Source organism: Agromyces sp. MMS24-K17, from assembly GCF_043950245.1.
GTDB lineage: Bacteria > Actinomycetota > Actinomycetes > Actinomycetales > Microbacteriaceae > Agromyces.
This window is the reverse complement of the sequence record NZ_CP171640.1, coordinates 2,090,566-2,116,996: the sequence shown is the minus strand read 5'-3', so window position 1 is coordinate 2,116,996 and position 26,431 is coordinate 2,090,566. Positions and strand designations below refer to the sequence as shown.

The 26,431-nt window shown below is 73.0% G+C and carries 25 protein-coding genes, 1 tRNA gene and 3 pseudogenes; 17 read left to right on the top strand and 12 right to left on the bottom strand.

The genetic code is table 11. From position 1 onward, the window contains the following. Nucleotides 1-93 precede the first annotated feature (93 nt). Nucleotides 94-4,155 carry an ATP-dependent RNA helicase HrpA gene (gene hrpA, locus ACGGZK_RS09665; protein WP_395242454.1) on the top strand — a complete coding sequence of 1,354 codons (4,062 nt, stop codon included), beginning with the start codon at nucleotides 94-96 and terminating at the stop codon, nucleotides 4,153-4,155. A gap of 22 nt (nucleotides 4,156-4,177) precedes the next feature. Here hrpA and ACGGZK_RS09660 read toward each other — a convergent pair whose 3' ends face one another. Together ACGGZK_RS09660 and ACGGZK_RS09655 are read right to left on the bottom strand one after the other, a co-directional pair. Next, nucleotides 4,178-4,708 (bottom strand): SRPBCC domain-containing protein, encoded by a 531-nt coding sequence (locus tag ACGGZK_RS09660; protein ID WP_395242453.1) that lies wholly within the window; start codon nucleotides 4,706-4,708, stop codon nucleotides 4,178-4,180. A gap of 3 nt (nucleotides 4,709-4,711) precedes the next feature. Beyond that, entirely contained in the window at nucleotides 4,712-5,059 is a 348-nt protein-coding gene (locus tag ACGGZK_RS09655; RefSeq protein ID WP_395242452.1) for an ArsR/SmtB family transcription factor, read from the bottom strand. Nucleotides 5,060-5,144: 85 nt separating this feature from the next. Between ACGGZK_RS09655 and ACGGZK_RS09650 the strand changes: the two are divergent. The 7 genes and pseudogenes from ACGGZK_RS09650 to ACGGZK_RS09620 all read left to right on the top strand — a co-directional run bounded on the left by ACGGZK_RS09650 (nucleotide 5,145) and on the right by ACGGZK_RS09620 (nucleotide 11,491). Then, nucleotides 5,145-6,352: pseudogene (locus ACGGZK_RS09650) on the top strand (MFS transporter). A 13-nt stretch (nucleotides 6,353-6,365) separates the two neighbouring features. Continuing rightward, nucleotides 6,366-7,193, top strand: coding sequence for an aldo/keto reductase (locus tag ACGGZK_RS09645; RefSeq protein WP_395242451.1), 828 nt, complete (start codon nucleotides 6,366-6,368; stop codon nucleotides 7,191-7,193). A 162-nt stretch (nucleotides 7,194-7,355) separates the two neighbouring features. Further along, complete coding sequence (locus ACGGZK_RS09640) at nucleotides 7,356-8,336, top strand: DUF4349 domain-containing protein (RefSeq protein ID WP_395242450.1); 981 nt, start codon at nucleotides 7,356-7,358, stop codon at nucleotides 8,334-8,336. A gap of 9 nt (nucleotides 8,337-8,345) precedes the next feature. Next, the gene (locus tag ACGGZK_RS09635) at nucleotides 8,346-9,500 is read left to right on the top strand and encodes an acyl-CoA dehydrogenase family protein (RefSeq protein WP_395242449.1); all 1,155 of its coding nucleotides are present in this window, start codon (nucleotides 8,346-8,348) and stop codon (nucleotides 9,498-9,500) included. Between the two features lie 72 nt (nucleotides 9,501-9,572). Next, nucleotides 9,573-9,749: a hypothetical protein gene (locus tag ACGGZK_RS09630; RefSeq protein ID WP_395242448.1), complete on the top strand. Its 177-nt coding sequence runs from the start codon at nucleotides 9,573-9,575 to the stop codon at nucleotides 9,747-9,749. 56 nt (nucleotides 9,750-9,805) lie between these two features. Further along, nucleotides 9,806-10,300, top strand: a complete 495-nt coding sequence (locus tag ACGGZK_RS09625) for a cation:proton antiporter regulatory subunit (protein ID WP_395242447.1) — start codon at nucleotides 9,806-9,808, stop codon at nucleotides 10,298-10,300. Between the two features lie 12 nt (nucleotides 10,301-10,312). Continuing rightward, nucleotides 10,313-11,491, top strand: a complete 1,179-nt coding sequence (locus ACGGZK_RS09620; RefSeq protein WP_395242446.1) for a cation:proton antiporter — start codon at nucleotides 10,313-10,315, stop codon at nucleotides 11,489-11,491. Between the two features lie 63 nt (nucleotides 11,492-11,554). Here the strand turns inward: ACGGZK_RS09620 and ACGGZK_RS09615 are convergent, their stop codons facing one another. Continuing rightward, nucleotides 11,555-12,604, bottom strand: a complete 1,050-nt coding sequence (locus tag ACGGZK_RS09615) for an LLM class flavin-dependent oxidoreductase (protein ID WP_395242445.1) — start codon at nucleotides 12,602-12,604, stop codon at nucleotides 11,555-11,557. Between the two features lie 19 nt (nucleotides 12,605-12,623). On the opposite strand from ACGGZK_RS09615, the gene ACGGZK_RS09610 reads away from it, so the two are divergent. The 4 genes from ACGGZK_RS09610 (at nucleotide 12,624) to ACGGZK_RS09595 (ending at nucleotide 17,137) form a co-directional block, all read left to right on the top strand. Continuing rightward, entirely contained in the window at nucleotides 12,624-13,448 is an 825-nt protein-coding gene (locus tag ACGGZK_RS09610) for an NADPH-dependent F420 reductase (RefSeq protein ID WP_395242444.1), read from the top strand. A 30-nt stretch (nucleotides 13,449-13,478) separates the two neighbouring features. Continuing rightward, nucleotides 13,479-14,819 (top strand): M20/M25/M40 family metallo-hydrolase, encoded by a 1,341-nt coding sequence (locus tag ACGGZK_RS09605; RefSeq protein ID WP_395242443.1) that lies wholly within the window; start codon nucleotides 13,479-13,481, stop codon nucleotides 14,817-14,819. 84 nt (nucleotides 14,820-14,903) lie between these two features. After that, complete coding sequence (locus ACGGZK_RS09600) at nucleotides 14,904-16,355, top strand: MFS transporter (protein WP_395242442.1); 1,452 nt, start codon at nucleotides 14,904-14,906, stop codon at nucleotides 16,353-16,355. Between the two features lie 56 nt (nucleotides 16,356-16,411). After that, nucleotides 16,412-17,137 (top strand): DNA alkylation repair protein, encoded by a 726-nt coding sequence (locus ACGGZK_RS09595; protein WP_395242441.1) that lies wholly within the window; start codon nucleotides 16,412-16,414, stop codon nucleotides 17,135-17,137. A 79-nt stretch (nucleotides 17,138-17,216) separates the two neighbouring features. Here ACGGZK_RS09595 and ACGGZK_RS09590 read toward each other — a convergent pair whose 3' ends face one another. The 4 genes and pseudogenes from ACGGZK_RS09590 to ACGGZK_RS09575 form a co-directional block, all read right to left on the bottom strand. Continuing rightward, on the bottom strand, nucleotides 17,217-18,686 hold the full coding sequence (locus ACGGZK_RS09590; protein WP_395242440.1) for an MFS transporter: 1,470 nt from the start codon (nucleotides 18,684-18,686) through the stop codon (nucleotides 17,217-17,219). A gap of 69 nt (nucleotides 18,687-18,755) precedes the next feature. Next, nucleotides 18,756-19,070, bottom strand: a complete 315-nt coding sequence (locus ACGGZK_RS09585) for an SDR family NAD(P)-dependent oxidoreductase (protein WP_395242439.1) — start codon at nucleotides 19,068-19,070, stop codon at nucleotides 18,756-18,758. Next, nucleotides 19,051-19,578, bottom strand: a pseudogene (locus ACGGZK_RS09580) (SDR family NAD(P)-dependent oxidoreductase); the annotation flags it as partial. The pseudogene ACGGZK_RS09580 and the gene ACGGZK_RS09585, both read right to left, overlap by 20 nt. Next, complete coding sequence (locus tag ACGGZK_RS09575; RefSeq protein ID WP_395242438.1) at nucleotides 19,521-19,946, bottom strand: nitroreductase/quinone reductase family protein; 426 nt, start codon at nucleotides 19,944-19,946, stop codon at nucleotides 19,521-19,523. The pseudogene ACGGZK_RS09580 and the gene ACGGZK_RS09575, both read right to left, overlap by 58 nt. A gap of 83 nt (nucleotides 19,947-20,029) precedes the next feature. Between ACGGZK_RS09575 and ACGGZK_RS09570 the strand changes: the two are divergent. Continuing rightward, nucleotides 20,030-20,500 (top strand): annotated as a pseudogene (locus tag ACGGZK_RS09570) (TetR family transcriptional regulator); the annotation flags it as partial. A gap of 107 nt (nucleotides 20,501-20,607) precedes the next feature. On the opposite strand, the gene ACGGZK_RS09565 reads toward ACGGZK_RS09570, so the two are convergent. Beyond that, nucleotides 20,608-21,090: a MarR family winged helix-turn-helix transcriptional regulator gene (locus tag ACGGZK_RS09565; RefSeq protein WP_395242437.1), complete on the bottom strand. Its 483-nt coding sequence runs from the start codon at nucleotides 21,088-21,090 to the stop codon at nucleotides 20,608-20,610. A gap of 80 nt (nucleotides 21,091-21,170) precedes the next feature. Here ACGGZK_RS09565 and ACGGZK_RS09560 point away from each other — a divergent pair, with 80 nt between their 5' ends. Continuing rightward, nucleotides 21,171-21,962 carry an SDR family NAD(P)-dependent oxidoreductase gene (locus ACGGZK_RS09560; protein ID WP_395242436.1) on the top strand — a complete coding sequence of 264 codons (792 nt, stop codon included), beginning with the start codon at nucleotides 21,171-21,173 and terminating at the stop codon, nucleotides 21,960-21,962. 87 nt (nucleotides 21,963-22,049) lie between these two features. Here the strand turns inward: ACGGZK_RS09560 and ACGGZK_RS09555 are convergent. From ACGGZK_RS09555 to galU, 4 genes are all read right to left on the bottom strand, one after another. Further along, nucleotides 22,050-22,122 (bottom strand) — tRNA-Ala (locus ACGGZK_RS09555). 72 nt (nucleotides 22,123-22,194) lie between these two features. After that, complete coding sequence (locus tag ACGGZK_RS09550; protein WP_395242435.1) at nucleotides 22,195-23,244, bottom strand: hypothetical protein; 1,050 nt, start codon at nucleotides 23,242-23,244, stop codon at nucleotides 22,195-22,197. Between the two features lie 51 nt (nucleotides 23,245-23,295). Beyond that, complete coding sequence (locus tag ACGGZK_RS09545) at nucleotides 23,296-23,958, bottom strand: GNAT family N-acetyltransferase (protein WP_395242434.1); 663 nt, start codon at nucleotides 23,956-23,958, stop codon at nucleotides 23,296-23,298. A gap of 1 nt (nucleotide 23,959) precedes the next feature. Then, a complete protein-coding gene (gene galU / locus ACGGZK_RS09540) occupies nucleotides 23,960-24,859 on the bottom strand; it encodes a UTP--glucose-1-phosphate uridylyltransferase GalU (protein ID WP_395242433.1) in 900 nt (299 codons plus the stop codon). A 113-nt stretch (nucleotides 24,860-24,972) separates the two neighbouring features. On the opposite strand from galU, the gene ACGGZK_RS09535 reads away from it, so the two are divergent. Genes ACGGZK_RS09535 through mscL form a run of 3 tightly spaced genes read left to right on the top strand, consistent with a single transcriptional unit; the run spans nucleotide 24,973 to nucleotide 26,421 of the window. Then, the gene (locus ACGGZK_RS09535; RefSeq protein WP_395242432.1) at nucleotides 24,973-25,551 is read left to right on the top strand and encodes a 5-formyltetrahydrofolate cyclo-ligase; all 579 of its coding nucleotides are present in this window, start codon (nucleotides 24,973-24,975) and stop codon (nucleotides 25,549-25,551) included. 47 nt (nucleotides 25,552-25,598) lie between these two features. Continuing rightward, nucleotides 25,599-25,955, top strand: a complete 357-nt coding sequence (locus ACGGZK_RS09530; RefSeq protein ID WP_395242431.1) for an FmdB family zinc ribbon protein — start codon at nucleotides 25,599-25,601, stop codon at nucleotides 25,953-25,955. 31 nt (nucleotides 25,956-25,986) lie between these two features. Further along, complete coding sequence (gene mscL, locus ACGGZK_RS09525) at nucleotides 25,987-26,421, top strand: large conductance mechanosensitive channel protein MscL (protein WP_395242430.1); 435 nt, start codon at nucleotides 25,987-25,989, stop codon at nucleotides 26,419-26,421. Nucleotides 26,422-26,431 lie beyond the last annotated feature (10 nt).

The window sequence follows — 26,431 nt, the reverse complement described above, 5'->3', positions numbered from 1 at the left end:
CACGGGCCCGGGACATCCGACAGGGATTGCGCCCGCAGCGAAGCGCGGGCAGCGCGCGGGCCGCGCCCGTCGCGCGTCATACGATGGAGGGCCATGCCCGCGACCGTCGCGACCATCTCCTACCCTCCCGAGCTGCCCGTCTCCGCGCAGCGGGAGGAGATCGCGCGCGCCATCCGCGACCACCAGGTCGTCATCGTCGCCGGCGCGACCGGCTCGGGCAAGACGACCCAGCTGCCGAAGATCTGCCTCGAGCTCGGGCGCGAGTCGATCGCGCACACCCAGCCGCGCCGGATCGCGGCGCGCACGATCGCCGAGCGCATCGCCGAGGAACTGGGCAGCGAGCTCGGCGGGCTCGTCGGCTACCAGGTGCGGTTCACCGACCGGGTGAGCGAGGCGACGCGCATCAAGGTGATGACCGACGGCATCCTGCTGAACGAGATCCACCGCGACCGCGAGCTCCGCCGCTACGACACGATCATCATCGACGAGGCGCACGAGCGCAGCCTCAACATCGACTTCCTGCTCGGGTTCCTGAAGCGGCTCCTCCCCCGCCGGCCCGACCTCAAGGTCATCGTCACCAGCGCGACGATCGACCCCGAGAGCTTCGCGCGCCACTTCGCGGCGACGACGGATGCCTCGGGCGCGCCGCTGCCCGAACCGCAGCCGGCCCCCGTGATCGAGGTGTCGGGACGCACCTACCCGGTCGAGGTCCGCTACCGGCCGCTGGTCGCCGACGCGGATGCGGCGGACGACGCCGACGACGAGGGCGCCGCCGCGGAGGACAAGGACGTGCAGCGGGGCATCCTCGACGCCCTCGACGAGCTGGGGCGCGAGGCGCCCGGCGACGTGCTCGTCTTCCTGTCGGGCGAGGGCGAGATCCGCGACGCGGAGCAGGCGGTGCGCGCGCACGCCGCCCGGCGCGGCGCCGCCGACGTCACCGAGGTGCTGCCGCTCTACGGCCGGCTGTCGTCGGCCGACCAGCACAAGGTGTTCGAGCCGTCGAAGGTCGCGGGGCTCCGGCGTCGCGTGGTGCTCGCGACGAACGTCGCCGAGACGAGCCTGACGGTGCCCGGCATCCGGTACGTGGTGGACGCCGGCACGGCCCGCATCAGCCGCTACTCGGTGCGGTCGAAGGTGCAGCGCCTGCCGATCGAGGCGATCTCGCAGGCGTCGGCGAACCAGCGCTCGGGGCGATCCGGTCGCACGAGCGACGGCATCGCGATCCGCCTCTACTCCGAGGCCGACTTCGAGCGCCGCCCGGAGTTCACCGACCCCGAGGTGCTGCGCACCAACCTCGCGGCCGTCATCCTGCAGATGGCGTCGCTCGGGCTCGGCGCGATCGAGGACTTCCCGTTCCTCACGCCGCCCGACGCCCGCGGCATCCGCGACGGGCTCGACCTGCTGCGCGAGCTCGGCGCGATCGAGGGCGACGACGCCGACGCGCGCGGCCCGCGGCTCACCCGCGTCGGCCGGCAGCTGTCGCGGCTGCCGATCGAGCCGCGCTTCGCGCGCATGGTGCTCGAGTCGAAGGCGCAGGGCGTGTCCCGCGAGGTGCTGGCGATCGTCGCGGGCCTCACGGTCCAGGATCCGCGCGAGCGCCCCCTCGCCGGCCGCGAGCAGGCCGACGCCTCGCACGCCCGGTTCCGCGACCCGACGAGCGACTTCCTCTCCCTGTTGAACCTCTGGAACCACCTCGAGGAGCAGCAGCGGGAACTGTCGGGCAGTGCGTTCCGGCGCCTCTGCAAGGCCGAGTACCTGAACTACCTGCGGGTCCGCGAATGGCAGGACCTCTATCGACAGCTCGTGCGGCTGGCGAAGCCGCTCGGGCTCCACGTCGCGCGCGAGGCATCCGCCCCGAACCCTGACGGCATCCACCGCGCGCTGCTCGCCGGGCTGCTGTCGCACCTCGGCGTGCGCGACGACGCGCGCACCTCGACCGGCCGCGGGGGCGCGGGCGCCGCGCGCGAGGCCGACCGCAAGGGCCGGCGGCAGGTCGCCGAGTACCTCGGCGCGCGCAACGCGCGGTTCGTCGTGTTCCCCGGTTCCGCGCTCGCGAAGAAGCCGCCGGCCGCCATCATGAGCGCCGAGCTCGTCGAGACGAGCCGCCTGTTCGCGCGGACCAACGCCGCCATCGACCCCGCCTGGGCGGAGCCGCTGGCCGGCCCGCTCGCGAAGCGCTCGTTCAGCGCCCCGCGTTGGGAACGACGTCAGGGCTCGGCCGTCGCCGACGAGAAGGTGCTGCTGTACGGCGTGCCGATCGTGCCGAAGCGGCGCATCCAGCTCGCCCGCGTCGACGCCGAGCTCGCGCGCGAGCTGTTCATCCGGCACGCCCTCGTCGAGGAGGACTGGGACTGGAACGCGCTCGACAAGCGCGTCTTCGGGTTCGTGCGCCGCAACCGCGACCTCCGCCGGGAGCTCGGCGAGCTCGAGGAGCGGACGCGGCGCCGGGACATCCTCGCCGGCGACGAGGCCGTGTTCGCGTTCTACGACGCGCGCGTGCCCGCCGAGTCGACCGACGCCCGCGCCTTCGAGAAATGGTGGCGCGGCGAGCAGCGCCGCCGGCCCGACCTGCTCACGATGACGTCCGCCGACCTCCTCGGCGAGGAGGCGACGACGGGTGACGACGGGTTCCCCGACCGCTGGCGGCAGGGCGACCAGACGCTGCGCCTCGCGTACCGGTTCGAGCCGGGCGCGCCCGACGACGGGGTGAGCGTGCTCGTGCCGCTCGTGCTGCTGCCGCGCCTGGAGGCCGCCGGCTTCGACTGGCAGGTGCCGGGCCTGCGCGACGAGCTCATCACCGCGATGCTGCGCACGCTGCCGAAGGTGCTGCGCCGCCAGGTCGTGCCGGCCGCCGAGTGGGCGACGAAGATCGCCGCGGAGCTGCCGAGCGGCCCGGAGGACGGCACGCCGCGGGAGCCGTTCGCGCAGGTGCTCGCGACGACGATCCGACGCCTGACCTTCGCCTCCGTCGATCCGGGCGACTTCGACCTCGAACGAGTGAGCCCGCACCTGCGGATCACCTTCCGCGCCGTCGACGAGCGCGGGCGCGCCGTCGGCGACGACCGCGACCTCGCCGCGCTGCAGGCGCGCCTCGCTGATCGTGCCGGTCGCGCGGTCGCGGCGACGTTCCGCGGCGACGGCGCCGAGGGGCGCGGCGGCGGGCGCGGGCGCGACACCGGCTCGGGCGGTGCGGCCGCCGCCTCCGGTCGGGATGCCTCGGGCGGTCGGGATGCCTCGGGGCGCGGTCGCACGCCCGACCCCGGTCGGGGCCCGGCGACCGTCGAGTTCCCCGAGCGTACCGGCCTCACGACCTGGGACTGGGACGAGCTTCCGGCCCACGTCGACACCCGGCAGGGCGGCAACGTGGTGCGTGCGTATCCGGCGATCGTCGACGACGGGGCATCCGTGTCGCTCCGACTGCTGCCGACCGCGGAGGAGCGCGATCGCGCGACCCGCCGGGGCATCCTCCGCCTGCTCGTGCTCGCGACGCCGTCGCCGGTGGCGTACGTGCAGGAGCACCTCTCGAACGACGAGAAGCTCGCACTCGCGGCGAGCGCGTACGCGGGTCCGCGGGCGCTGCTCGACGACACGCTCGCGGCCGTCGTCGACGGCGAGCTGCGCACCCGCCATCCGGACGGGCTGCTGCGCACCCGCGCCGAGTTCGAGGCCGCGCGCGACGGCGTGTCGGGGGTCGTGATGGACCGCATGTTCGCCGCGGTCGGGCTCGTCGCCCGCACGCTGAAGCTCGCCCGCGAGGCCGACCGGGCGATCTCGAAGGCGGCGAGCCTCGCGCTGATGGCGCCGCTCGCCGACGCCCGCGCGCAACTCGAGGCGCTGGTGCCGAACGGGTTCGTCTCGACGGTCGGGATCGAGCGACTCCGGCACCTGCCGCGGTACCTCGAGGGCATCGTCGTGCGCGTGCGGCGCCTGCAGGAGAATCCCGGGCGCGACCGGCAGGCGACGACCGAGTTCGACGTCGCCCGCACCGCGTTCGAGAAGGCCGGGGGCACGGTGCCGATCGACCCCGAGGCATCCGCCCCGCTCGTGCGCGTGCGCTGGATGCTCGAGGAGTTGCGCGTCGGGCTGTACGCGCAGGAGCTGCGCACCGCCGAGACGGTCTCGCCGCAGCGCATCGCGAAGGCGCTCGCGGGCTGACGACGGCGTCGTGCCGCGCCGCTCACCCCAGCTCGGCGTAGCGCGCCGCGTACTCCGGCCGCAGGGCGTCGAAGCGCGCGAGCCACGCCGCGCGATCGCGCGCGGCCGTCGGGTCGGCGAGGTGCCCGTGGAGGGCCTCGAGGTAGGCGTGCCACCCCGGCGCGGTGCCCGCCTGCGCGACCTGCTCGTGACGGAGGCGCAGGACGGTGCGGGCCGCGTCGGCGGCGCCGCGGCGCTCGGCCTCGCTCCCGGCCGCCTCGAGGGTGACCGTCACCCGCGAGGGGTGCTCGCCGACGACGACCCAGGTCGTCGTGAACCCGTGCGGCGGGTCGCAGGCCTCCACGACGCCGTCGCAGTACACGTCGCCGTCGACGCCGAGGGCCTGCCAGTGCCCGCCGAGCCGGAGGTCGCCGCGGTAGCCGGCCATCCACCGGGCGAGCCGGCCGGGTTCGGTGAGCGCCGACCACAGGTCGGCGGCGTCGGTGTCGTAGGTCTCCTCGAACTCGAGGAGCCAGCCCGGCTCGTCCCGGCTGATGCGGCTCGTCACGGACACGGGTCACTCCCCTCGTGCTTCGTGGGCCCGCCGATCGCGCCGGCCGCGCGCCACCTCGGTGTGCAACGCGGCGAGCGCGCCGGTCCACCTCGCCCGGTAGCGCTCGAGGGCCGCGGATGCCGCGTCGACGCCTTCGGGGTCGAGCGCGTAGAGCCGCCGGGCGCCCTCGGGCCGGGCGGTCGCGAAGCCCTGCTCGCGGAGGATGCGGAGCTGCCGGGAGACCGCGGGCTGGCTGATGCCGAACTCGGCGCCGATGACGTCGACGACGTCGCCGGCCGGCCGCTCGCCGTCGGCGAGCAGGTCGAGGATGCGGCGGCGCACCGGGTCGCCGAGGACGTCGAACGCGTGCACGGCGGCATTCTATCATTCTGTGCTTATATCAGCCGGAGTGGATGCATCTCGGCTGAGCTCCGCCCGGCCGATACGATCGACTGTCGTGGGGAGTTACACCGAGCTGCTGAAGACGCCCGGTGTCGCGCGCATCATCGCCGCCCAGCTCACCGCCCGGTTCCCGTCGGGCATGCTGTCGCTCGCGTTCCTGCTGCACGTCGAACAGCAGACCGGGTCGTACGGGTCGGCCGGACTCGTGCTCGCGGCCACCTCCGTCGGCCAGGCCGTCGCCGGCCCGCTCACCAGCCGGCTCATGGGCCGGTTCGGCATGCGGCCCGTGCTCATCCTCACGCTCATCGTCTGCACCGCCTCGGTCGTCGCGATCGCCGTCATCCCACCCGCGCTCCCCGCCTACATGATCATCGGCCTGATCTGCGGCCTCGCCACCCCGCCCGTGCAGCCGGCCGTGCGCACCATCTACCCGAAGATGGTGAACTCCCGCCAGCTCACCCCGCTCTTCTCCCTCGACGCCACCGCCCAGGAGATCATCTGGGTCGTCGGCCCGGTCGTCACCACCTTCGTCTCGACGCAGATCGGCACGATCTGGGGCATCCTGCTCGCCGCCGTCATGATGGTCGCGGGCGGCACCTGGTTCATCTCCTCCCCGAGCTCGGGCGGGTGCGCATCCCCCGCTCGAAGCGGCGCCTCGGCGCCGTGCTCGCGCGGCCCGCCGTGCTGCTCGCGACCGTCGTCGGGTTCCTCCTCATCGGCGCGTGCGCCGCGATCGAGGCCGGCGTCGTCGCGGTGTTCGGCCACGACGGCGCCGAGGCCGGCATCGTGCTCGCCATCTTCTCGATCGGCAGCATCGGCGGCGGCCTCCTCTTCGGGCACCGGCCGATCGGCCCCTGGGCCACCGCGCGTCGCATGCTCATCGTGTTCGTCGGCACCGCGCTCGCGGCGTTCGGCATGAACTTCCCGTGGCTGTCGGTCACCCTGTTCATCGCCGGCGCCGGCATCGCCCCCGTACTCGCGGTGCTCTTCGCGATCGTCTCCGCGAGCGTGAAGTTCTCCGACACCGCCGAGGCCTACGGCTGGGTCGGCACCGGCCAGCTCATCGGCGCAGCGCTCGGCTCGGCGCTCGCCGGCTTCCTCATCGACGGCTTCACCGCGGTCGGCGCGTTCTGGGCGGCCGGCATCCTCGCGTTCCTCGGCCTCCTCGCCGGCATCATCGGGCGACGGTGGCATCCCGACCTGCGCGGGCGCGACGCGAGCCCCATCCCCGACACCGAACCGGTGCCCCTGACACCCAGTTGACCGGAGGCCAGCCATGTCGCTCCCCCTCGCACCCACCCTGCCGCTCCTCGACGGGGCCCGGATCCCGCAACTCGGCTTCGGGCTGTACAAGGTGCCGGCCGCCGACACCCGCCGCCTCGCGCTGGAGGCCATCGATGTCGGGTACCGCCACCTCGACACCGCCGCGTTCTACGGCAACGAGCGCGAGACCGGCGAGGCCGTGCGCGACGCGCCCGTGCCGCGCGACGAACTGTTCGTCACCAGCAAGGTGTGGAAGGACGACAACGGGTACGACGAGACGCTGCGCGCGTTCGACGACTCGATGTCGCGGTTCGGGCTCGACCGGCTCGACCTCTACCTCATCCACTGGCCCGTCCCCTCGACCGACCGCTACGTCGACACCTGGCGGGCGCTCGTGCGGCTCCGCGAGGAGGGACGGGTGCGCTCGATCGGCGTCGCCAACTTCCACCCCCACCACATCGAGCGGATCGTCGGCGAGACCGGCGTCGCGCCCGTGCTCGACCAGGTCGAGCTGCACCCGTGGCTGCCGCAGCGCGAGGTGCGCGCGTACGACGCGGAGCGGGGCATCCTCACCGAGTCGTGGTCGCCGCTCGCCCGCGGCCGCGTGCTCGACGACCCGACCATCGCGCGGATCGCCGCCGCGCACGGGCGCACGCCCGCGCAGGTGGTGCTGCGCTGGCACGTGCAGCAGGGGCTCGTGGTGATCCCGAAGGCCTCGTCGCCCGCGCGGATCCGCGAGAACCTCGACGTGTTCGGGTTCGAGCTCGGCGCCGACGACCTCGCGGCGCTCGCGTCGCTCGAGTCGGGCGAGCGCACGGGGCGCGACCCCGACCTGGACTGAGCGGGCCGGCGCCCCGCTCGCCCCACCCCGCCCCGCCCCGCCTCGCCTGACGACCGGGCCGGGCGTCCGGTTGGGTCCGCCCGTCGATTCCCAGCGAAGCGGAATCCGATCGTGACCGGACTCCCAGCCAGCCGTGACCAGCCGCGGAAATAGCCTGACCGCATGAGACGACTCGCACCCGCGGCGGCCGTTGCCGCCCTCCTCGTGGCCCTCCTCGCCGGCTGCTCCGCCGGGTCCTCCTCGAGCGATTCGAGCAGTCCCGGCGGGGTCGCCGGGCAGCCCGCACCCGACGCCCCCGTGCAGGAGGGGCCGGCCGACCTCGACGGCGAGTCGGGACAGTCCGACGACGCCGCGGACGCCGGCGACCAGGCCGATCGCGAGGTCGTCACCACCGGCTGGATGTCGGTCACCGTCGACGACCCGATCGCGAGCGCCGAGGACGCCGCCGACGCGACCGCCGCCGCGGGCGGCCGGGTCGACCACCGCTCCGAGACGCCGGGCACCGACACCCAGCCGGCGTCGGCCGACCTCACGCTCCGCATCCCGAGCGCGAAGCTCGAGGACGTCATCGCCGAGCTCCGCGGCTACGGCACGGTGAACTCGATCTCCCTCGACGCCACGGATGTCACGGGACAGACCGAGGACCTCGACGCCCGCATCGAAGCCCTCGAGGCGTCGATCGACCGGCTCACGACCCTGCTCGGCCAGGCGACCACGACGACCGACCTCATCGCGATCGAGTCGGAGATCACGACCCGACAGGCCGAGCTCGACAGCCTCACCGCGCAGCGCGACCACCTCGCCGACCAGGTCGCCTACTCGACGCTCACGCTGCAGCTCGTCACCGAGGGCGTCGCACCCGAGCCCGCTCCTGCGAGCTTCTGGGACGGCTTCATCGCCGGCTGGACCGCGCTCGTCGCGTTCGCGTCGGGACTCCTCGTCGTGATCGGCGCGCTGCTGCCGTGGCTGCTCGCCCTCGCAGTGATCGGCGCCATCGTGCTCGTCATCGTCTGGCTGGCGACGCGCCGCCGGCGCGGAACCGGGCACGGCGGCGGCGCGGCCGATGGCGCCGGCGCCGGCGCCGGCGCGGCCGCTCCCGGGGGCGCCACCGGCACGGATGCCCCGCCTCCGCCCTCGGCGTAGGCTGGCGCGGTGACCCCCGAGACGCTGCTCGACGACGACCTCCTCGACCGGTTCCGCGAGCGGGCGGCCGACTACGACGCCCGCAACGCGTTCTTCGACGAGGACCTCGCCGAGCTCGCGGAACGCGGCTACCTCCGCGCGCTCGTGCCGACCGGGCTCGGCGGGCTCGGCTGGCGGCTGGAGGACGCGGTACGCGCGCAGATGCGACTCGGGGGCGCCGCGCCCGCCACCGCGCTCGCGGTGAACATGCACCTCGTGTGGACGGGCGTCGCGAAGGTGCTGGCCGATCGCGGCGACGACACCCTGGCGTTCCTGCAGCGCGAGGCCGCGGCCGGCGAGGTCTTCGGGTTCGGCATCAGCGAGGCCGGCAACGACCTCATGCTCTTCGGCTCGCGCACGGTCGCCGAACCGCAGCCGGGCGGCGGCTACCGGTTCACCGGGCGCAAGATCTTCACCTCGCTCTCGCCCGCCTGGACCCGGCTCGGCACGATGGGCCTCGACACGACGTCGCCCGACGGCCCGAAGATCGCGTACGCGTTCATCGACCGCGACGACCCCGACGTGCGCATCCTCGACGACTGGGACACGCTCGGCATGCGCGCCAGCCAGAGCCGCACGACCGTGCTCGACGGCGCGTTCGCCGCGCCCGATCGCGTCGTGCGCCGCCTCGATCCCGGCCCCAACGCCGACCCCCTCATCTTCGGCATCTTCGCCTGCTTCGAGCTGCTGCTCGCCTCGGTGTACACGGGCATCGGCGGCCGGGCGCTCGACCTGGCGATCGCGGCCGCCCGCCGGCGCACGTCGATGAAGGCCGACGGACGGTCCCTCGCCGACGACCCCGACATCCGGTGGCGCATCGCCGACGCGGCCCTCGCGTACGACGCCATCGAACCGCAGCTCGTGCAGCTCGCCCGCGACGTCGACGACCTCGCCGACCACGGCCGGTTCTGGTTCGCGAAGCTCTCGGGCGCGAAGGTCCGGGCGACCGAGACCGCCAAGCACGTCGTCGACCAGGCGGTGCGGGTCGCCGGCGGCTCCACCTACTTCACCGGCAACGAGCTCGGCCGCCTCTCGCGCGACGTGCTCGCCGGCATCTTCCATCCGTCCGACGACGAGTCGGCCCACGCGACGATCGCGAACGCCTGGCTCGGCCCGATCTCCTGACGAGGCATCCGCCCCGTCGCTAGACTGGCGCCGACGCGGCCGTGTGCGCCGCACCGAGGCCTGGAGGTTCGGATGAACGGCGTCCTCTTCGTGATCGCCATGGCGTTCTTCGTGTTCGGCATGTGGCTGATGGGATCGGCCTTCGCGATGCCCGGCCTGGAGGCGATCGTCTTCTTCGGCGGCATCCTCTGCGTCGCGCTCGCCCTCGCCATCCCGACCACCATCCTGGGGCGCGGTCAGGGCAACTGAGCGGCCCCCGAAGCGGCGTGGCGCCGACACTCGCCGGCGGGGTTACCATTGGCGCCGTGGGAATTCGCATCGAGAAGGTCGACCTGCCGGGCATCGGCGTCCGCCACGACCTCGTGACCGTCGGCGGCCGCCGCATCAGCGTGGTGTCGCACCGCGACGGCGAGCGCGACCTGGGCGTCTTCGACGAGGACGACCCCGACCGCTGCCGCGACACCATCCCGCTGAGCGACGACGAGGCGGCGGCGCTCGCCGACGTGCTCGGCGCCTCGGTCATGCTGTCGCGCCTGACGAGCCTGTCCGACGACACCGCGGGCCTCTACACCGAGCAGATCGCCCTGCCGACCGACTCGCCCTACCTCAACCACACCCTCGGCGACACGAAGGCGCGCACCCGCACGCACGCCTCGATCGTCGCCATCATGCGCGACGGGGTCGTGATCCCGTCGCCCACCCCGACCGAACCCCTCCGCGCGGGCGACGTGATCGTCGTCGTCGGCACGCGCGAGGGCCTCGACGGAGTCGCACGGCTGCTGGCCAACGGCCCGAACTGATCGGGGCCGCCCGTGCACGAGACCACGCTGCTCCTCATCGAAGTCGGCGCGCTGCTCCTCGGCATGAGCCTGCTCGGGCGGATCGCCCTGCGCATCGGGATCTCGCCCATCCCCTTCTACCTCGTGCTGGGGCTCGCGTTCGGCGAGGGCGGCATCTTCCCGTTCGACGCGAGCGAGGAGTTCTTCCAGACCGGCGCCGAGATCGGCGTCATCCTGCTGCTCGCGCTTCTCGGCCTGGAGTACACGGCCGACGAGCTCCTCGGGAGCCTGAAGTCGGCCCGCAAGGCGGGCATCGTCGACGCCCTGCTGAACGCGATCCCCGGCGCGCTCATGGCGCTCGTCCTCGGATGGGGCCCGGTGGCGGCGGTCGCCCTCGCCGGCGTCACGTGGGTGTCGTCGTCGGGCGTCATCGCGAAGCTGCTGCGCGACCTCGGCCGACTGTCGAACCGCGAGACGCCGGGCATCCTCGCCGTGCTCGTGATCGAGGACCTCGCGATGGCGTTCTACCTGCCGGTGCTGAGCGCGATCGTGGTCGGCGTCAGCCTCGCCCAGGGTGCGATCTCGGTGGCGATCGCGGTGGCCGTCGTGGCGCTCATCCTGTTCGTCGCGCTCCGGCACGGGCACATCGTCTCGCGGCTGTTCCCGGCCGACGACTACGAGCCGCTGCTGCTCGGCGTGCTCGGACTGACCATGCTCATCGCGGGCCTGGCGGCCGAGGTCAGCGTGTCGGCGGCGGTCGGCGCCTTCCTCGTGGGCATCGCGATCTCGGGGCGGGTCGCCGAGAACGCCGGGCAGCTGCTCACCCCGCTGCGCGACCTGTTCGCGGCGATCTTCTTCGTGTTCTTCGGCCTCGCGACCGACTCCACGGGCCTGCTGCCGATGCTGGTGCCGGCGATCGTGCTCGCGGTGATCACGATCGGCACCAAGCTCCTCACGGGCATGTACGCCGCCCGGCAGGCGGGGGTCGCCACGCTCGGCCAGTGGCGCGCGGGCCTGTCGCTCGCGCCGCGCGGCGAGTTCTCGATCGTGATCGCGGGCCTCGCGGTGGGCTCGGGCGTCGCGCCGCAGCTGGCGCCGCTGGCGACGTCGTACGTGCTGATCACGATCATCGCGGGCACGTTCCTCGCCCGCCTGCCCGACGCGGCGTGGTTCCGCCGGGCGGTGAAGCGCCGGGCGGTGCGGGCGGGCTGAGCGGGCGAGCCGGCGCGCGGCGCAGGGGCCGCAACGCTTTGCCGCGTCGCGCCGGCCGACGCACTATGCCGCGTCGTCCTCCGCGAGCAGCTCCCGCACCCGCGGCACGACCTGCGTGCCGTAGCGCTCGATGGTCTCCATCATCGCCTCGTGCGGCAACGTGCCGTTCGAGTACTTGAGGTCGAACCGGGTCGCGCCGATCGCCCGGACCGCCGCGGCGATCTTCTGCGCGACCGTCTCGGGACTGCCCGCGTACAGCGCCCCGTTCGGGCCCGCCTCCCCCTCGAAGTGCTCGCGGGTCGCGGCGCCCCAGCCGCGCTCGCGGCCGATGCGGTTCATGATCCGCTCGTAGTGCGGCCAGAGCAGGTCGCGCGCCGCCTCGTCGGTCTCGGCGACGAGTCCGGGCGAGTGGATCGCGATCGGCTGCTCGGGGTGGCCGAACTGGTCGAGCGCCTTGCGGTAGAGATCGGCGAGCGGTGCGAACCGGGCGGGGCTGCCGCCGATGATGGCGAGCACGAGCGGCAGGCCGTAGTTCGCCGCGCGCACGACCGATTCGGGGCTGCCGCCCACGCCGACCCAGGTCTTGAGCCGCCCGTGCTCGACCGGCGGGTACACGAGCTGGTCGACGAGCGGCGAGCGCAGGTTGCCGCTCCACGTCACGGGCTCCTGCGTGAGCAGCGCGGCGAAGAGGTTGAGCTTCTCCTCGAAGAGGTCCTGGTACTGCGCGAGGTCGTAGCCGAACAGCGGGAACGACTCGATGAACGACCCGCGGCCGAGGATCACCTCGGCCCGCCCCTCCGACAGCGCGTCGAGCGTCGCGAAGCGCTGGAACACCCGTACCGGGTCGTCGCTGGAGAGCACGGTGACCGCCGAGCCGAGGTGGATCCGCTCGGTGCGCGCCGCGATGGCCGCGAGCACCACCTCGGGCGCCGACACGGCGAACTCGTGCCGGTGATGCTCGCCCACCCCGAAGAAGTCGAGGCCGAGCCGGTCGGCCAGCACGGCCTCGTCGACGACGTTCCGCAGCACCTGCGCGTGCGGCAGCGACTCGCCGTCGGCGCCGAGCGTGACGTCGCCGAACGTGTCGAGTCCGAATTCGTGGTTCCGAGCCATCCGTCGCCCCCTGTCCCCGATGAGCCTATTCCCAGCCCGATCACCACGACCAGTGCGACGATGGCAGCACGGGAATGCGGGCGTGCTGCGCGGCGTTCCATGCAGACGGATGCATCGTGGCCGGCCCGTCCGGCGCTCCACGACGTCCGGACCAGCCGCGGATCGCACGACGGAGGGAGTTGAGGGCATGGATCGACCGGTGATCGGCATCTTCGGAGCCGGCAAGGTCGGCACGGCGCTCGCCCGACTGCTCGTGGCATCCGGCCACCGCGTGCTCATCGCCGGCTCGCCGCGCCAGACCGCGCTCGACCTCGTCGTCGGCGTGGTGGCCCCTGGCACCGAGGTCGCCTCGCCCGACGCGCTCGTCGCGGCGGCCGACGTGATCGTCGTCGCTGTGCCGTTCGGCAAGGCCGGCACCGTGCCGTGGGGCTCGTTCGACGGCCGCATCGTCGTCGACGCGATGAACTACTGGCCGCCGATCGACGGCGCGATCCCCGAGGTCGACGCCGACCCGCGCTCCACGAGCGAGATCAACGCCGCGCGCAATCCCGCGGCGCGACTGGTGAAGAGCCTCAACCACCTCGGGTACCACGAGATGGAGGACGACAGCATGCCCCCGGGCTCGACGCTCCGCCGGGCGCTCGCCGTCGTCGGCGACGACCCGGAGGCGCGTCGCGTGATCGCCCGCCTCATCGACGCGATCGGCTTCGACCCCGTCGACGGCGGCGCCCTCGCGCACGGGGTGCTGCTCGAGCCGGGGCATCCGGTGTTCGGGCGCGAGCTGTCGTGCGCGGAGCTGGGCGCGCTGCTCACCCCGCGTGCGCCCGAGGCCGCCGCGGCGTGAGCCGCCGCTCCGGGCACCTAGGCTGAGCGGATGACCCGCTCCGTCGTCGTGCGCCCCGGCGCCCCCGAACGGCTCGCGCGCATGGTGCAGCTCCCGACGGTGTCGGCCGAGCTCGACCGGCGCGGCCTCGCCGACTTCCACGCGTTCCGCGACCTCATCGCCGAGCTCTACCCGCTCGTGGCGGAGCGCCTCGAGTTCGAGCAGGTCGGCGACCTGGGGCTGCTGTACCGGTGGCCGGGTGCGAGCGCCGCCGACCCCGTCGTGCTCATGGCGCACTACGACGTCGTGCCGGCGGGCGACGACGACGGCTGGACCGCGCCGCCGTTCGAGGGGCGCATCGCCGACGGCGCCGTGCACGGCCGCGGCACGCTCGACGACAAGGGCCCGATGCTCGTGCTGCTCGAGGCGGTCGAGAACCTCCTCGCCGACGGCTTCGCGCCGGCGCGCGACGTCTACCTCTCGTTCGGCGGCGACGAGGAGAGCTACGGGCAGGCCGCACGCGGCATCGCCGACCTGTTCCACGAACGCGGCATCACGCCGTGGCTCGTCATCGACGAGGGCGGTGCGGTCGTCGACGCGCCGCTGCCGTTCGTGCCCGTCGCGGCGGCGATGGTCGGCGTCGGCGAGAAGGGCGTGCTCACGCTCCGGCTCACCGCGCGCACCGCGGGCGGGCACGCGTCGGCGCCGCCCGCGCACACCGCGGCGTCGCGCATCGCGCGCGCCCTGCACCGGCTCGCCCGCGACCCGTTCCCGGCGCGCATGCCCCGGACCATCCGCGAGATGCTCCGCACCTTCGTGCCGTACACGACGGGGCGGAACCGCGCGCTGCTGCGCTCACTCGTCGCCGCCCCCGCCGTCACCGCGCGGGTGTTCGCCCGGCTCGGGGGCGAACCGGCCGCGATCGTGCGCACGACCGTCGCGCCGACGATGCTCGCGGGCGGGAGCGCCCACAACGTGCTGCCGAACGAGGCATCCGCCATCCTGAACCTCCGCATCGCCCTCGGCGAGAGCGTCGCGTCGGCCACCGCACGCGTGCGCCGCGTCGTCCGCGATCCGGAGGTCGAGGTGGCGATCGTCGAGGGCAGCGAGCCCTCGCCCGAGTCGCCCGTCGACGACGACCGGTTCCGCGCGATCGCGGCGGCCGTCGACGTCGCCTACCCGGGCACGCCGACGGCGCCGTACGTCATGATGGCCGCGACCGACTCGCGCTGGTTCCACCGGTTCTCGCCGGCGGTGTACCGGTTCGCGCCGCTCGCGATGACGGCCGCGCAGCGCGCCACGATCCACGGCGTCGACGAGCACGTCACCATCGACTCGCTCGAGCGCGGGGAGCGCTTCCACCGTGCGCTGATCGCATCGCTGCCGGGGTAGGCTGAGGCACCCCGCCGCGTCCCCCGCCGCGGGCCCGCACCTCCGGCCGTCCCCCGCGGCCCCGTCCCCCGCACTGGAGCGCCGATGCCCGCCGCCCTCAAGCTCGGCCCCGTGGCCGCGATCGTCGGATTCCTCGCCTTCGTCGAGTTCACCAGCGGCATCCTGCAGGGGTACTACACCCCGCTGCTGACCGACATCGCCCGCCACCTCGGCATCCACGACGCCGACGTGAACTGGCTCGAGGGGTCGCAGCTCATGCTGTCGGCGCTCGTCGTGCCGGCGCTCGCGAAGCTCGGCGACATGATCGGGCACAAGCGCATCCTGCTCGTCTCGACCGCCGTGACCGCGGCGGCGTCGCTCGTGCTGCCGTTCACCGACTCGTTCGCGGTCTTCCTCGTCGCGTGGGCGCTGCAGGGCTTCTACGTCGTCTGGCTGCCGCTCGAGGTCGCGCTGATCTGGTCGCGCTCGCGCAGCGCCGAGCGCCCCGCGGCGATGACCGCGAAGGCGGCGGGCATCCTCGTCGCCTCCCTCGAGGCGGGGGCGATCACCGGTGCGCTCGTCGGCGGCGCGCTCATCGATGCGCTGCCGCTCCAGGTCGTGCTGCTCGTGCCCGCCCTCGCGGTCGTCGCCTGCTACCTCGTCGTGCAGTTCGGCGTGAAGGAGTCGCCCGACCTCGCCGGCGGCCGGTTCGACACCGTCGGCCTGGTGCTCATCACGCTCGCGCTGCTCTCGCTCACGGGCGGCCTCAGCTTCCTGCGGCTGAACGGCCCGGCCGACCTGCTCTCGTGGGGGCTCGTCGTGCTGGGCGTCGCGTTCGTCGCGCCGTTCGCCTGGTGGGAGCTCCGCCACGACGACCCGCTCATCGACGTGCGGATGTTCCGCTCGCCGTCGCTGTGGCCCGTGTTCCTCACGGCGGGCCTGTTCGGCGTGAGCGTGCTCGGCGCGCAGGCGCCGCTGTCGACGTTCGCCCGCACCGACCCGGAGACGTACGGCTACGGCCTCGGCACCGCCGGGTTCACCACGTCGCTCCTGATCGGCATCTACCTCATCGCGATGATCGTGGGCGCGCTCGCCTTCCCGCGGATCGCCCGGGCGGTCACACCGCGGGTCGCGCTGATCGGCGCATCCGTGCTCGTCGGCGTCGGGTACCTGCTCTTCATCCCGTTCCACGACGCCTACTGGCAGGCGTTGACCAACATGGTGGTCGCGGGCATCGGCTCGGGGGCGCTCGTCGCCGCGCTTCCGGCCGCGGCCGCGGCGGCCGCGCCCGCGCACCAGACCGGTGTCGCGACCGGCCTCACGAACACCGTGAAGACGATCGGCGGCGCGATCGCGTCGTGCGTGTTCGGCATCGCCCTGATGAGCCACGCGGCGGGCGCCGCCGCCGAGGGCACCGCCGGGTCGTTCGCCGGGTACGTCACGGTCTGGCTCGTGTGCGGGCTGACGGCGCTCGTCGCCGCGGTCGTGCTGGTCTTCGTCCCGAAGGCGGCGTTCGCCGACGCCCCGGCCCCGGCCGAGGCGCTCGCCGTGCACTGACGCGCGCCGCTACGCTGGCCGCGGGCGCGGCGCTCGCGCCCGGCAGGGGGCGGGCGATGGCCGAGGCGACGCGACCGGATGCGACGGAGCTCGTCGGCGAGCTCGAGGCGATGGCCACCGAGGCCGAACGGACCAAGTACGAGCGGTACTTCCCGCCCGATCCGGATGCCCCGTTCCTCGGCGTGCCGATGGGCCGGGTGTTCGCGCTCGCGAAGACCGCCCTCGACCTGCAGATCCCCGAGCTCGAATGGCTGCTCGAGCACCCCGAGCACGAGGTGCGCGCGCTCGCGTGCAGCATCATGGGCAAGTCCGCCGCCGACCGGCGCACGTCCGACGAGCGTCGCGCCGAGCTCTTCGACCTCTACCTCCGCCGCCACGACCGCATCGACCAGTGGGACCTCGTCGACCTCGCCGCCCGGGACGTGATCGGCGCACGGCTGGCCGGCGCTCCCCCGGCCGGCGCCGACCGGTCGCTGCTCGACCGGCTCGCGGCATCCGACGCCTGGCCCGAGCGCCGCACCGCACTCGTCGCGACGTTCGCGTTCCTCCGGCGCGGCGAGGCCGACGACACGTTCCGGCTCGCGGGCGCCCTCGCCGAGGATCCGCACCCGTACGTGCACAAGGCCGTTGGCTGGGTGCTGCGCAGCGCGGGCGACCTCGAACCCGAGCGGCTCGTCGCGTTCGTCGAGGCACGGGCGGCACGGATGCCCCGGGCCGCGCTGCGCGCCGCGATCGAGCACGTGCCGGCCGAGGAACGGAAGCGGATCCTCGCGATCCGGTGAGCCAGGCGGGCGGTGGTGGTTTCGACAGGCTCGACCACCGCCGGTGGTTGAGCCCGTCGAAACCACCGGGCACCGCCGCTCAGCCGAACTCGCGGCGCTGCCGCTGCCGGGCCCCGAGGTCGGCGAGGCCGATCGCCAGTGCGAGCGCCACGAGCACGGCCACCGCCAGCATGCCGAACCCGTACGCGTCGTGGTACGTGTCGAGGTCGGGCTGGCCCGCCGACTCGCGGTAGATCGTCGAGTAGAAGAGGGACAGCGCGATCGCCGTGCCGACCGCCGTGCCGATGCGCTGGCCCAGCTGGCCGACCGACCCGGCGAGCCCGCCCTGCTTCACCGGGATGTCCGCCAGCGCGAGCGTCTGGTTCGGCGAGATCACGAGGCCGCCGCCGAGGCCGGCGACGAGCATCGCGGCCGCCATCGCCCACGGCGTCACCTCGGGCGGGGTCAGGAGGGCCGCGAGCACGAGCAGTCCGATGCCGACGAGCACGATGACGATGCCGAGCACCACCAGCCGCCGTCCGAAGCGGTTCACGAGCAGGCCGCCGCGCCACGACCCGATGGCGCTGAGCAGCGCGAACCCGATCGAGACCATGCCTGCGTACACGGGCGCCAGCCCGAGGCCGTGCTGCAGGTACAGCGTCGTCAGCAGGAACATCGCCGGGATCGCGGCGAAGTACATGGTCGCGAGCGCGGTGCCGTTGCGGTACGACGAGATCGAGAAGAGCGCCAGGGGCACGAGCGGATGCCTCCCGCGCGCGGCGTACCGCCGCTCCCACGCGACGAACGCGGTGCCCGCGAGCACGAAGACGACGAGCAGCCACCAGCGGGCCGGGTCGTCGGTCGGCGCACCCGTGGTGAAGAGGAACGGCCACATGAGCGACAGCACGGTGATGCCGAACAGCAGCACGCCGACCGGGTCGAGCTCGAGCGGCCGGTGCGAGCGCGTGCGGGTCTGCGGCAGCACCCAGATCGCCAGCGCGATCGCGACGAGGGCGAGCGGCACGTTGATCCAGAAGATCCAGCGCCAGCCGTCGGTGGGCCCGCCGAGGGCGATGAGCAGGCCGCCGAGGGTGGGGCCGAAGGCGGTCGCGAGTCCGATCGTCGCGCCGAAGAGGCCGAACGCGCGGCCGCGCTCCTTGCCCTGGAAGAGCTCCTGGATGAGGCCGATGACCTGCGGCATCTGGATGCCGGCCGCCACGCCCTGGATCAGCCGGAACACGAGCAGCGCCGCCCCGGTGGGCGCGAGCGCGCAGGCGATGCTCGCGAGCGTGAACAGGCTCAGCCCGATGACGAAGAGGAGCTTGCGCGACCGCTGGTCGCCGATGCGCCCGGCGGGCACGAGCGTGAGCCCGAACGTGAGCACGTAGCCCGACACGATGAGCTGCAGCTCGGTCGAGCTCGCGTCGAACGCCTCCTCGATCGACGGCAGGCCGACGTTCACCTTGGAGAGGTCGAGGATCGTGAGCGCCGCGACCGAGACGCACACCCAGAACGCCTGCTGCCGCTTGCCCTCGGTGAGCGGGATGGACTGGGTCGGAGGGTGCGACATGTGCTCCACCCTACGTGCGGCTCCGGTCGCCGCCCCGGCGGAACCGGCCGCGTCGCGAAGGTGTCACATCTAGAGGAGGCTGCCACCCGAGACCTCGATGCGCTCGGCCGTGATCCAGCGGAGGTCGTTCGACGCCAGGGCGACGATCGCATCGGCGATCTCGTCGGGTTCGCCGACACGGCCGAGCGCGGTGCGGGCGGCGAGGCCATCGCGGAGCTCCGGATCGTCCCGCATGGCTCCCCCGTTGAAGTCGGTGGCGGTCGGTCCGGGAGCGATGCTGTTGACCCGGATGCCGCGGGGGCCGAGCTCGAACGGCGAGGGTCCGCGTGAAGGACTCGACGGCGGCCTTCGACGCCGCGTAGAGCGACGTGCCTGCGCTGACATGGCGCGTCAGCGACGTCGACACGTTGAGGATCCGACCGCCCGGCCGGATGCTCGGCGCCATCGCCTGGATGAGGAAGTAGGTGCCTCGCACGTTGGTGCCGACGAGGGCATCGAACTCCTCGACCGTGGCCTCCTCCAGCCGGGCGAACCTGCCGATGCCGGCGTTGTTGACGAGCAGGTCGACCTGCGACGCGCCCCAGCGTTCCGCCACGGTGCGTCGCGTCGTGGCGACGAATGCCGGGAACGACGCGATGTCGGCGAGGTCGAGCCGCTGCGGGACGGCATCTCCTCCGGCCTCCCGTGCCGCCCGGACGACGTCCTCGGCCTCGGCCGCGTCGCCGCGGTACGTCGCCACCACGCGGAATCCCCGACGCGCGAGCGCGAGCGCCGTGGCCCGCCCGAGGCCCCGGTTCGCCCCCGTGACGACGGCGATGCGCGGCTCCGCCCCGCTCACCGGCGCGCCTCGCCGGGGAGCTGCACGAGGATGAGCGGGCTCCCGACCATCCATTCCTCGAGCGATGCGACGGGCTGAAGGATGCCCGCGGGGTTCGACGGCTGGTCGAGGTCCGCGATGACCGACGAGAAGACCGCCTTCCGTTGCATCCGGTCGAGGACCGGCGTGCCCACCGCCCGAAGGTCGGCCCGGACTCCGTGCTTCAGGTGGAAGGTGAACTCGGGGTTGGCGACGATGTTCGCGTACCAGTCGCGCCTGGCCGGCGAGGTGGTGAGGTAGATCCGGCCGTCGACCCGATAGAACCAGACCTCGATCCGTCGGGGGCGACGCGTCCGGGCGCCGGTCGTCGTGATGTCGATGGTGCGCTCGCGCGCGGTGGATGCGGGCGTGATCGCCAGCGCCCGTTCGATGCTCGATTCCACGTGGCTCCTAAGTAAGTATCTATTTACTTATAGGCTAGGGAGCGCGGCCGCCCCTGTCAAACCTCGGCCGCGAAGGGGACGCGATGGGTCAGCGGGATGCGGATGCCACACGGGCGAGGATCCTGGCGTCGGCGATCGGCGAGTTCGCCGCCTATGGTCACGCGGGCGGGAGGATCGAACGAATCGCCACGGACGCCGGCTGCAACGTCCGGATGATCTACGCCTACTTCGGCAGCAAGAGCGGCCTGTTCGACGCTGCCGTGGCCGACGCGATCCGCACCATGGCGCGGGCGGTGCCGCCCACGCCGGCGGATCTCGCGGGCTGGGCGGGCGACCTGTTCGACTTCCATCAGCAGCAGCCGGAGGTGCTCCGGATCTGCCTGTGGGCGCAACTCGAGCGACCGGATGCCGCCTCCGAGCCGCTCGAGACGTACGCGGCCAAGGTCGAGTCGGTGGAGGGAAGCACCTCGGAGACCTTCACCGCCGTCGACCTGCTCGTCATCATCCATGCGATCGCGCAGGCGTGGCAGCTCGCACCTCCGGGATTGATCGGCGTCGACACCCGCGCGACGGACACCTCTCGTCGTGCGGCCGTCGTGGCGGCGGTCGCCCGGATGCTCCCCGGGCGTCCGGATGACGCCCTCCTAGGCGCGGGGCCGGCTCACCCTGCGCGCCAGCCGTCTTCATCGCGGATGGCGCCCATGATCCTGCGGCTGATGTCACGCAGCTGGCGACGCTGCGGTCCGGTCAGCACGTCGAGCACGAGCCGGTCGACGGCGGCCTCGTGGCCGGGGGTCGCACGTGCGAACACGTCCCAGCCGCCATCGGTGAGTTCCGCGAGGGTCGAGCGACCGTCGTCCGGGTCGGGCACCCTGCGGACCCACCCCCGCGTCTCGAGTCGGGAGACCGCTCGGGACAGGCGTGACAGCGTGCTGTTCGCGAAGTCGGCGAGCACCCGCAGCCGAAGCGTGCGATCGGGAGCCTCGGCGAGCGCGAAGAGGATGCCGTACTCGAAGTGAGTGAGGTCGAACTCGCGTGACAGCTGGGCATCGAGCGCGGGCGGAAGCCACTCGAGGACGGTCGCGAGCGCCGACCAGGTCTCGAGGTCGTCGCGGCTCATCCGGGACGGACTGGATTCCGACATACGAGCAGGCTAGCACTTCACTTGCCCAAGCAAGCGAATACGCGTAAGGTTCACTTGCTCAAGCAAGTGAAAGGATCAGCATGGAACTGCGATTGACCGGGAAGCGCGCATTCGTCAGCGGCTCGACACAGGGGATCGGGTTCGCGATCGCGCAGTCCCTCCTCGAAGCAGGCGCCGAGGTCGTGATCAATGGACGTGACGGGGGCCGGATCGACGACGCCGCGAACGCCCTCCGCGATTCGGTCCCCGGCGCCGTCGTCTCGGGCGTCCCCGCCGATTTCGCGGACGCCGAGCAGGTCGATTCGCTCATCGACGCCCTCGGTCCCGTCGACATCCTCGTCAACAACGTCGGCCTGTTCGGCGTGGCCCCGTTCGCCGAGGTCTCCGACGCGGACTGGCAACGCTACTTCGAGGTGAACGTGATGAGCGGGGTGAGGTTGTCGCGCGGGCTGCTTCCCGCGATGCTGGAGGCCCGCTGGGGTCGAATCATCTTCATCAGCAGCGAGTCGGGCGTGAACGTGCCGGCCGACATGGTGCACTACGGCTTCACCAAGGCCGCCGTCCTCGCGGTGAGCAACGGACTCGCCAAGCTCACGCGCGGCACCGAGGTGACCGTCAACACGATCCTCGGCGGCCCCACGTACTCCGACGGGGTCGCGGAGGCCGTGCGCCACATCGCGCGGGCGCAGTCCATCGACGAGGACGTGCTCAAGGCGTCGATCATCGCCGGCAACGCCACGACGCTCCTCGGCCGCTTCATCGAGCCCAGTGAGATCGCCCACCTCGCCGCCTACCTGGCGAGCCCGGCCTCCTCCGCCACCAACGGCGCCGCCCTCCGCGCCGACGGAGGGGTGCTGACCGGCCTGCTCTGAGCCGGCTCCCGACGTGCCGCCCGCCGCGTCGCGCACGACTCCGGACATGACGAAAGCCCCGGCGATTTCGCCGGGGCTTTCTCTCGGTGGACCCAGGGGGATTCGAACCCCCGACCTTCTCATTGCGAACGAGACGCGCTACCAACTGCGCCATGGGCCCGAGCCGTGAACGACTCTATCACCCTCCGGGAGGTGGTCTTGACCACTTCCGCCGTCGGATGGGCGGGGATCGTCAGACCGCTTCGCGGCGGCGACGGAACACGGCGTCGAGGTCGTCGAAGCCGGGCGTCGTGTCGCCGACGATGCCCATGCGCGCGTACGGGCTGGCCGGCGCGGCCTCCGCGGCCGGGGCCTCGGCGGCGGGTTCCTCCGCGGGACGCGGCTGGATCCGAACGGGCTCCGGCGCGAGCTCGGCGGCCCGTTTCGCCAGCTCGGACTCGACCTCGGCGCGGCGCAGCTGCTCCGCGGCCTCGATCGACGCCATCGCCGCGGCGGCGATGGTGCCGCGCGACAGGTGCAGCGCCCGCGGCAGCGGCTCCGGCACCCAGCCGGGCTCGGCCTCCTCCGCGGATGCCTCGGGCTCGACGAACTCGATCGGCTCGAAGGGCACCGCCTCGGGGCGCACGACCGCGGCCGGCGTCGGCAAGAGTCGACGGCCGACCCGCGCGAGGCGCGCCAGCTCGGCGAACCCGACGACGACGCCGACGGCACCGGCGACCGCCACGACGGGCGACAGGCCGAAGGCGAGCCCGACGAGGCCGGTGACGAGGGTCAGCAGGGCCGCCAGGAGCAGCAGCGACCGACGCCCGCGCTGGCGGCGGAGCCGTCGACGCACGTCTCGGGCGTCGCCTCCGGCCGGTGCCGACACCGTGCCCGGGGCATCCGTCACGGGCGAGCCATCCGTCGCCGCCGTCGGGATCACGTCGATGGGCTGGGTCGCGAGCGCGCGCGTCGCGAGCTCACGTGCGGTCCGCGCCGCCTCCTCGGCCGCGATGCGCTCGGCGATCGCGAGCTGCTCGGCGGCCTCGGCCTCGAGCCGAGCGGTCTCCTCGTGCTCGTGCAGGATGCGCTGCTGCGTGGCGATCTCGCGCGCAGTGGCCTCGAGGCGCACCGGCTCGGGCGTCTCGGAGGTCTCCGCGAGGATGCGCAGCGTCTGCTGCAGCCGCACCGCGTTCCGCTCGGTCGCGAGGTACTGGCGACGCCGCAGCCAGGTCGGCAGGAGGTACGCGACCCACAGGACCGCAGCGGCGGCCATGAGCACTCCCCCGCCGATCACGTCCATGCGTCAACGCTAGGGGACGCGCGCCGCACGTCTCCAATCGTCGTGGGCGTGTCAGCGATCGGACACCCGAAGTGGGTGCACGGCGGCATCCCGGTCGGCCGGCGGGATGCGCGCGGCCTCCGGCGGCGCCTCCCCGTCGCGCCACCGGGCGAGCACCCCGCGGCGCACCTCCTCGGCGACGAGCGCGAACGCGTAGTGGTCGGCCCACGCGCCGTTGATGTGGATGTACCGCCGGCGGAGCCCCTCGTAGCGGAAGCCGAGCTTCTCGACCACGCGCAGCGACGGCCCGTTCTCGGGCCGGATGCAGATCTCCATCCGGTGCAGGCGGAGCACCTGGAAGCAGTAGTCGGTCGCGAGCGCGACCGCCGTGGGCGTGATGCCGCGGCCGGCGACCTCCCGGGTCACCCAGTAGCCGATCGTCGCCGACGAGAGGGATCCGTGGGTGATCGACGACACGTTGAGCTGGCCGACGAGCTCGCCGTCGGCCTCGATCAGGAACGGGAGGGCGGAACCTGCCCGCGCGTGCGCGAGCAGGTTCCGGATGCTCCCCTTCGTGTCGATGGCCGAGCCGCCACCGGGGTACGTCGCCTCCCATTGCCGCAACCAGGCGCGGTTGTCGAGGAGGATGCGCTCCAGCGGCTTGGCGTCGCGGGCCCGGATGGGCCGGAGGACGACGTCGCCGTCGCGGAGCGTCGGTACCGGACTCGGCGGCATCTCAGCCTTCGGTTCGGGACTGCACGAACCCGCCCAGCCACGCCAGCAGGTCGGCGCCGAGGTCGTCGCGGTCCGCGGCGAGCTGCACGACGGCCTTGATGTAGTCGAGCTTGTCGCCGGTGTCGTAGCGGCGGCCGCGGAAGACGACGCCGTACACGCCGCCGGTGCCCTCCACGTCGCCCGCCATCTCCATCAGGGCGTCGGTGAGCTGGATCTCGCCGCCCTTGCCCGGCTTCGTGCGCTCGAGCACGTCGAACACCTCCGGCTTGAGCACGTACCGGCCGATGACCGCGTAGTTCGACGGCGCATCCTCCTTCGCGGGCTTCTCGACGAGCCCGGTGATGCGGACCACGTCGGGGTCGTCGGTCGGCTCGACCTCGGCGGCGCCGTACATGTGGATCGAGTCGGGGTCGACCTCGAGCAGCGCGACGACGGTCGCGCCGCGGGCGTCGTGCTCGTCGAGCATGCGGGTGAGGAGCGGGTCCCGGGCGTCGATGAGGTCGTCGCCGAGGAGGACGGCGAACGACTCGTTCCCGACGTGCTTGCGGGCGCGCAGCACGGCGTGGCCGAGGCCGCGCGGGTCGCCCTGGCGCACGAAGTGCACGTCGGCGAGGGCGCTCGACTCCTTCACTCGCTCGAGCTTCGACTCGTCGCCCTTGGCCTCGAGGGTCTCCTCGAGCTCGGTGACCCGGTCGAAGTGGTTGGCGAGGGCGTTCTTGTTGCGGCCGATGATCATCAGGACGTCGTCGAGGCCGGCGGCGACGGCCTCCTCGACCACGTACTGGATGGCCGGCTTGTCCACGACCGGGAGCATCTCCTTCGGCATGGCCTTGGTGGCGGGCAGGAATCTGGTGCCGAGACCGGCAGCGGGAATGACCGCTTTCGTGATCCGTTGCGTCATGGCCCAAGCGTAGCGGCCGGCCCGAATCCGGGAACGGCCGACGGATGACGGACGTGTGACGGGCTCGTGTCGGCGCCCGGGACGAGCCGCGCCGGCCGCCGTAGGATGTCGCCATGCCCGCCGATCCCGACGTCCAGAAGCGGATCCTGCGCGCCGAGCTCCGCGAGCGGCGACAGGTGATGCCCGCGCACGAGCGCGAGGTCGCGACCGCCGGCTTCACCTCCCGGCTGCAGGAACTCGTCGGCACGACGGGCGCGGAGTCGCTGTCGTGCTACCTGTCGATGCCCTCCGAGCCCGACACCCGCCCGTTCGTGAACTGGGCGGAGGCGCGGGGCATCCGCGTGCTCTTCCCCATCACCCGCGAGGACGGCCTGCTCGACTGGACCGTCGGCGAGGAGCAGACCGAGTCGGTCGGCCTGCACGGGGTGCCGCACGCCGACGGCGAACTGCTCGGGCCGATGGCGATCAACGACGTCGACCTCATCCTCGTCCCCGCCGCGGCGATCGACCGCACGGGCATGCGCCTCGGCTGGGGTCGCGGCTATTTCGACAAGACCCTCGGATCGATGGGAAAATGTCCTCCGGTGTACGCCGTCGTCTTCGATCCCGAGTTCGTCGAGTCCGTGCCCCGCGAGCGTCACGACCAGCCGGTGAACGGGGTCGTCACGCCGACGCGCATCATCGCGTTCTGACCGCGCCGCCGGGCGCGGCCTCCCCGAGCACCCAGCAGGAAGCCCCCATGCCCACCTACTCCTACCGCTGCACCGAGTGCGGCAACGCCTTCGACATCCACCAGGCCTTCAGCGACGACGCGCTCACCACGTGCGACGCGTGCGGCGGACGGCTGCGGAAGCTGTTCAACACGATCGGCGTCACGTTCAACGGGTCGGGCTTCTACCGCACCGACTCGCGGTCGGGCAGCGGGTCGTCGGGCGGCGGGTCGTCGTCGGGCGGCGGGTCGTCGTCGGGGTCGTCCTCGTCCGGCTCCTCCGGCTCGGGCTCCTCGTCGTCCTCGGGGTCCTCGTCGTCCTCGGGCTCCTCGGGCTCGGGTTCCTCCGGGTCGAGCGCCGGCGGCTCCTCGGCTAGCGTGGCCTAGACGTATGGACACCGGCGAACGGGGAAACGCAGTGCTCAAGGGATTCAAGGAATTCATCCTCCGGGGGAACGTCATCGAACTGGCGGTCGCGGTCGTCATCGGCGCCGCGTTCACCTCGGTGGTCAACTCGATCGTGAACAACCTGATCAACCCGCTGATCGGTGCGGTGTTCCAGGCCGACAGCCTCGACTCGGCACTCGCGCTGCCGATCCCGACGCTGAGCGGCGAGACCGCCTACCTGAAGTTCGGCGCCATCCTCGGCGCGATCATCTCGTTCCTCGTCGTCGCGCTCGTCGTCTACTTCGTGTTCGTGCTGCCCATGAACACCCTGAAGGAGCGCACCGAGGCCAAGCGCAAGGCGGGCGCACCCGATCCCGACGAGCCCGAGAGCGAGCTCACCGTGCTCGCCGAGATCCGCGACCTGCTCGCGGCCGAGCGCACCGGCGGCGGCACGCACCGCGAGTAGCGCCGCGAGC

Bases quoted from the DNA above. Each gene is read 5' to 3' on its own strand.
- ACGGZK_RS09630 (WP_395242448.1), top strand. From the start codon at position 9,573: ATGAACGGCGTCCTCTTCGTGATCGCCATGGCGTTCTTCGTGTTCGGC.
- ACGGZK_RS09600 (WP_395242442.1), top strand. From the start codon at position 14,904: ATGCCCGCCGCCCTCAAGCTCGGCCCCGTGGCCGCGATCGTCGGATTC.
- ACGGZK_RS09535 (WP_395242432.1), top strand. From the start codon at position 24,973: ATGCCCGCCGATCCCGACGTCCAGAAGCGGATCCTGCGCGCCGAGCTC.
- ACGGZK_RS09595 (WP_395242441.1), top strand. From the start codon at position 16,412: ATGGCCGAGGCGACGCGACCGGATGCGACGGAGCTCGTCGGCGAGCTC.
- ACGGZK_RS09530 (WP_395242431.1), top strand. From the start codon at position 25,599: ATGCCCACCTACTCCTACCGCTGCACCGAGTGCGGCAACGCCTTCGAC.
- ACGGZK_RS09550 (WP_395242435.1), bottom strand. From the start codon at position 23,244: ATGGACGTGATCGGCGGGGGAGTGCTCATGGCCGCCGCTGCGGTCCTG.
- ACGGZK_RS09585 (WP_395242439.1), bottom strand. From the start codon at position 19,070: ATGTCAGCGCAGGCACGTCGCTCTACGCGGCGTCGAAGGCCGCCGTCG.
- ACGGZK_RS09545 (WP_395242434.1), bottom strand. From the start codon at position 23,958: ATGCCGCCGAGTCCGGTACCGACGCTCCGCGACGGCGACGTCGTCCTC.
- galU (WP_395242433.1), bottom strand. From the start codon at position 24,859: ATGACGCAACGGATCACGAAAGCGGTCATTCCCGCTGCCGGTCTCGGC.
- ACGGZK_RS09590 (WP_395242440.1), bottom strand. From the start codon at position 18,686: ATGTCGCACCCTCCGACCCAGTCCATCCCGCTCACCGAGGGCAAGCGG.
- ACGGZK_RS09645 (WP_395242451.1), top strand. From the start codon at position 6,366: ATGTCGCTCCCCCTCGCACCCACCCTGCCGCTCCTCGACGGGGCCCGG.
- ACGGZK_RS09615 (WP_395242445.1), bottom strand. From the start codon at position 12,604: ATGGCTCGGAACCACGAATTCGGACTCGACACGTTCGGCGACGTCACG.
- ACGGZK_RS09605 (WP_395242443.1), top strand. From the start codon at position 13,479: ATGACCCGCTCCGTCGTCGTGCGCCCCGGCGCCCCCGAACGGCTCGCG.
- ACGGZK_RS09640 (WP_395242450.1), top strand. From the start codon at position 7,356: ATGAGACGACTCGCACCCGCGGCGGCCGTTGCCGCCCTCCTCGTGGCC.
- ACGGZK_RS09610 (WP_395242444.1), top strand. From the start codon at position 12,624: ATGAGCCTATTCCCAGCCCGATCACCACGACCAGTGCGACGATGGCAG.
- ACGGZK_RS09565 (WP_395242437.1), bottom strand. From the start codon at position 21,090: ATGTCGGAATCCAGTCCGTCCCGGATGAGCCGCGACGACCTCGAGACC.
- hrpA (WP_395242454.1), top strand. From the start codon at position 94: ATGCCCGCGACCGTCGCGACCATCTCCTACCCTCCCGAGCTGCCCGTC.
- ACGGZK_RS09560 (WP_395242436.1), top strand. From the start codon at position 21,171: ATGGAACTGCGATTGACCGGGAAGCGCGCATTCGTCAGCGGCTCGACA.